Genomic DNA, 3,811 nt, shown 5'->3' with positions numbered 1-3,811 from the left:
CACCCTGTCATGCGCGATGCGTGTGATCGTCGTCGAAGCCGACACTCCCGCCGCCACCCATTCCGCCCCCGCCGCCGCCCATTCCGCCACCTCCTCCCTTCGATCCGCCCCCTCCGGCGCCGTCCTTGCCACCTGCTTCTCCTTTCCCACGCGCAGCGGCGGGTCGGGTGGGACCCTGCTTTGGTATCGCGACGCCGGCCGGAATCGCATCGAGGTCGAGCACCTGGCGAATGAACACGCGGAGCGAGACGACAAGCTCAGCCGTATGCGTAGGACGGCCCGCAGCAAGTTCGGTCGCGGCCAGCGCCGCAAGGCGCACCTGCTCTTCGGTGCCGAGCAGAATGATGTCGGACAACGCAGCTTCGACCGCGTCGCGGACGCGTCGCGATCGGTCGGCACTCGGCCATTCATCCGCGGATGACGCATCCGTTGCGCCGAGCTCCGGCGCGTTCCCGGCCCTGCGCTTCACATCGCGCAGATGCGTGGGATCGACACTGAGGTTTCCGGTGAACGACCCGCCAAGGGTCTTGTACGCCGCAATCAACGTCCGCAGCCGTTCGTTGATCTGGCGGTTCTCGCGTTCGCGGCGGACCTGGATCGTCTGCATCGCGAGCAGACGGATCCCGACACCGATCAACGTGATGACGGCAAGGCCGAACAGCGTCGACAGCATGGTCTGCCACGAGCTGAAATCCAGGTTGCGCATCTGCATGCTCCGATGACGTGAACGACGAGTCTATGGCGTGCGGCCTGTACGGTGCGACACGACTGTCCACCCATGAATTTGACGACCCGGATCTCGCGAGGCGCTTGTCAACAGCGAAGACGGCCATCCGCCTCATTTCCTCGAGAAGAAATACAGCAGCAACGCGCGACCATCCGGCGCGGTCCCGATCATTCCGGTGTGCTGATCGAACTCCAGCGCCGACCACCACGGTTGCTGCTTCATCTGCTCGACGAGTTGCTGGAAGTCCTGCATGTCCGCCAGCTGATCGCCGCCGACCTGGCCGGCGACACGCAGTTCGCACAGGTCCTGCCGACAGTCGACCAGCGGCAGTTCGAAGCGGTTGCCGTACTGCGTTGCGACGAAGGTGCGCAACGCGTCGGCGGCCGCCGGACCCCATGCCGGATCGACGGATTCCGATTGCACTGCGGCGTGGTATTGCACCGACGAGGGCAGGAACACGTTGCGTGGATCGTCGTCGACGAACCCGGAGAACAATTCCGACGCCGGTTTGACCTCCGCAGTCGTCGGTGTTGCATCCGGTGGCGCCGCGGCCGCGGCGTTGCCCGCTGCACCCGTCGCTGGCTTTGTCGACTGCCCGCTCGACGGTCGCGCCGGCGTGGATGGCGTCAGGTTGGTCGAGCGAATCGTGTTCGCGGCGCTGGCCTTGCGTTCCGCGGGTTCGCTCGGCGCCGGAGGCTCGCCATGCGCCATCGCGCTTCGTTGCGGTGCGACCGCGGCATCGACAGGGTCCTGCCGCACCCAGACGCACACCCCGACGACGGCCAACACGAAACAGGCGAGATAGGCGGATCGCATGGCTGGACCTCTGCAGGGGATCGGTCGCATCGTACGCCGGACGCATTCGCCTGCACCGCGACGATCGACACGTCAGCCTGCTTCGGGCGACACCGGTGGCGACGCGGGGCGATCCGCGTTGAACCCGCGGTCGACGCCGACTGCGAGCGCTGCACCAACGCATTGCGCTGCGCAGAATCCTGCGACGCCGGCTGGCGCGATGCCGGCAAACGTGTCGGTCAGCGATCGCGCGATTGTCACGGCCGGATTCGCGAATGACGTCGACGCCGTGAACCAGTAGGCCGCGGTGATGTAGCACGCGACTGTCCAGGGCACCGCGTCCGGTCGCTGGCGCGATCCGCGCAGCACGACGACCAGGAGCCCGAAGGTCGCGATTGTTTCGGAGAAGAGCTGCGGCCTGCCCACGCGAACCCTGTGCGACATTTCGATGATCGGCAGATCGAACATCGCATGCGCGACCCAGACGCCAAGGACGGCCCCCGTGAGCTGCGCGACGACGAAACCGGGCACGTCGCGCCACGCGTGGTCGCCGCGAACGGCGAGTGCGATCGTCACGAGGGGATTCATGTGCGCGCCGGAAATCGGTGCGAACGTGACGATCAGCGCGGCAAGGCCGCAGCCGGTCGCGAGTGCGTTCGCGAGCAATGCGACCGCCGTGTTTCCGGCGGCGAGGCGCTCGCCCATGATGCCGGAGCCGACCACGACGGCCAGCAGCAACGCCGTTGCGAGGCCGTCCGCGAATGCCCGGCGACCCACGCTCATTGCGTACCGATGTCGTGCATGCGCTGTTGCAGCGTCAACCGGTCGAGCGATGCGATCGGCAGGCTCGTGAAGAGTTCGATACGCCGCTTGAGCGCAACGAACGCATCGAGAAATGCCCCCTGCCTTGTCGCGTCGCTCCCTTCGACGGCCGCCGGATCCGGAATGCCCCAGTGCGCGGTCAGGGGTTTCCCCGGCCAGATCGGGCAGACCTCGCCCGCGGCCTGGTCGCACACAGTGAACACGAAATCGATCGGCGGCGCGCCGGGTTCGGCGAACACGTCCCACGGTTTGCTCGAGAGTCCCTCGGTCGGGATGTGCTGGCGACGCAGCAGCGCCAGTGCGTCCGGATTCGGCTGGGCCTTCGGAAAACTCCCGGCCGAATACGCGCGGAATCGGCCGTCGTGACTTGCAACGTGGTTGACGATCGCCTCGGCAAGAATCGAACGCGCCGAATTGCCGGTGCACAGGAAAAGAACGCGGTGGATCGGGTCGGACATGGCGGCGTTCCGTTCAACCCATCGCCGCTGGCGTGCAGCACGCCGAAGCCGCGGGCGACGGATTCGCGTGGTCCTTGCCGAACATCGGGATGTGCCCAAGCGTATGGAAGGTTTCCCACGCGACGCCTTGCGGATCCTCGATCCAGTATTTGTCCGACAGCGCGTAGCAGCATTCGGCGGCGGGTTCTTCGTCGGCCGCAATGTCGGCCAGGCTCACCTGTCGACGCAACGCGGTCAATTCGTCCGCGCCGTCGACCTGCAGCCCGAGGTGGTTCACGCCGGCAGTGTCGCCGCGTTCTGAGATCGCGAAGTTGATGCGTGGATCCTCGAGCATCCATTTGGCGTAGTCGCCTTTCACGACCGTCGGGGTCGCGCCGAAGATCGCCGAATAAAAACGGATGCTGCGGGCAAGATCGTTGACCGACACATGGACGTGGAAGCGTTTCATGCAGGAATCCTTTTGCGGCGGTGAGTGGCGGATCGCTTTGGTGCGCAGACCGGAACGCACAGCGCCGGCTGGCCACGACAGCAGTTCTCGGTGAGGTAGCCCACCAGCCCATTCATCCGCGCGAAGTTCGCGGTGTAGCGGATGAAGCGGCCTTCCTGCCGGCTCGTGACGAGGTCGGCGTGGCTGAGTTCTTTCAGATGGAACGACAGCGTCGGAGCCGGGACGCCCACCGATTCTGCAATCGCGCCGACAGCGGACCCCGCAGGACCTGCCTCCACGAGGTATCGGAACACGTCGAGGCGTGTGCGCTGCGACAGCGCGGACAGTGCGGCAAGGGCGGCTTCGATTTCCATAGTTCCATGATTATGGAAACGACGGAGATCTGTCAAGGATTCCGTCAAGGTCATTCCGCTGCATGTGCAAATCGCTCCGGTGGAAGTTCCTCTCTGTCTGCAGTCGCCAACCAACGGGAATGCATGACACGGCGCCCATCGAGCCGTCAGGTCGGTGATCCCTGGCTGGAGCGTTCAGCGATTGTTGCGTCACGAACGCTCCCAATGC

The 3,811-nt window shown here is 65.5% G+C and carries 6 protein-coding genes; all 6 read right to left on the bottom strand.

All coding sequences use genetic code 11. The features are described from left to right. Positions 1 to 7: 7 nt before the first annotated feature. Positions 8 to 706: a hypothetical protein gene (locus ABIV12_RS11390; protein ID WP_348059334.1), complete on the bottom strand. Its 699-nt coding sequence runs from the start codon at positions 704 to 706 to the stop codon at positions 8 to 10. Between the two features lie 132 nt (positions 707 to 838). After that, positions 839 to 1,543 carry a hypothetical protein gene (locus ABIV12_RS11385; protein WP_348059332.1) on the bottom strand — a complete coding sequence of 235 codons (705 nt, stop codon included), beginning with the start codon at positions 1,541 to 1,543 and terminating at the stop codon, positions 839 to 841. A gap of 72 nt (positions 1,544 to 1,615) precedes the next feature. Next, positions 1,616 to 2,305 carry an MIP/aquaporin family protein gene (locus ABIV12_RS11380; protein ID WP_348059330.1) on the bottom strand — a complete coding sequence of 230 codons (690 nt, stop codon included), beginning with the start codon at positions 2,303 to 2,305 and terminating at the stop codon, positions 1,616 to 1,618. Beyond that, a complete protein-coding gene (locus tag ABIV12_RS11375; protein WP_348059328.1) occupies positions 2,302 to 2,802 on the bottom strand; it encodes an arsenate reductase ArsC in 501 nt (166 codons plus the stop codon). The genes ABIV12_RS11380 and ABIV12_RS11375 overlap by 4 nt, the downstream gene beginning before the upstream one ends. Positions 2,803 to 2,815: 13 nt before the next feature. Beyond that, entirely contained in the window at positions 2,816 to 3,250 is a 435-nt protein-coding gene (locus ABIV12_RS11370) for an ArsI/CadI family heavy metal resistance metalloenzyme (protein WP_348059326.1), read from the bottom strand. After that, positions 3,247 to 3,603 carry a metalloregulator ArsR/SmtB family transcription factor gene (locus ABIV12_RS11365; RefSeq protein WP_348059324.1) on the bottom strand — a complete coding sequence of 119 codons (357 nt, stop codon included), beginning with the start codon at positions 3,601 to 3,603 and terminating at the stop codon, positions 3,247 to 3,249. The genes ABIV12_RS11370 and ABIV12_RS11365 overlap by 4 nt, the downstream gene beginning before the upstream one ends. Positions 3,604 to 3,811: the final 208 nt, after the last annotated feature.

Origin of the sequence: Dokdonella sp. (assembly GCF_039926425.1) — a bacterium.
In the GTDB taxonomy this organism is placed as follows: domain Bacteria; phylum Pseudomonadota; class Gammaproteobacteria; order Xanthomonadales; family Rhodanobacteraceae; genus Dokdonella_A.
Note: the sequence above shows the minus strand (reverse complement) of the source record. Positions and strands in the feature narration are given on the sequence as shown.

What these genes read in the sequence shown, in the direction of transcription:
- ABIV12_RS11390 (WP_348059334.1), bottom strand. Translation starts at nt 706, where the DNA reads ATGCGCAACCTGGATTTCAGCTCGTGGCAGACCATGCTGTCGACGCTG.
- ABIV12_RS11385 (WP_348059332.1), bottom strand. Translation starts at nt 1,543, where the DNA reads ATGCGATCCGCCTATCTCGCCTGTTTCGTGTTGGCCGTCGTCGGGGTG.
- ABIV12_RS11365 (WP_348059324.1), bottom strand. Translation starts at nt 3,603, where the DNA reads ATGGAAATCGAAGCCGCCCTTGCCGCACTGTCCGCGCTGTCGCAGCGC.
- ABIV12_RS11370 (WP_348059326.1), bottom strand. Translation starts at nt 3,250, where the DNA reads ATGAAACGCTTCCACGTCCATGTGTCGGTCAACGATCTTGCCCGCAGC.
- ABIV12_RS11375 (WP_348059328.1), bottom strand. Translation starts at nt 2,802, where the DNA reads ATGTCCGACCCGATCCACCGCGTTCTTTTCCTGTGCACCGGCAATTCG.
- ABIV12_RS11380 (WP_348059330.1), bottom strand. Translation starts at nt 2,305, where the DNA reads ATGAGCGTGGGTCGCCGGGCATTCGCGGACGGCCTCGCAACGGCGTTG.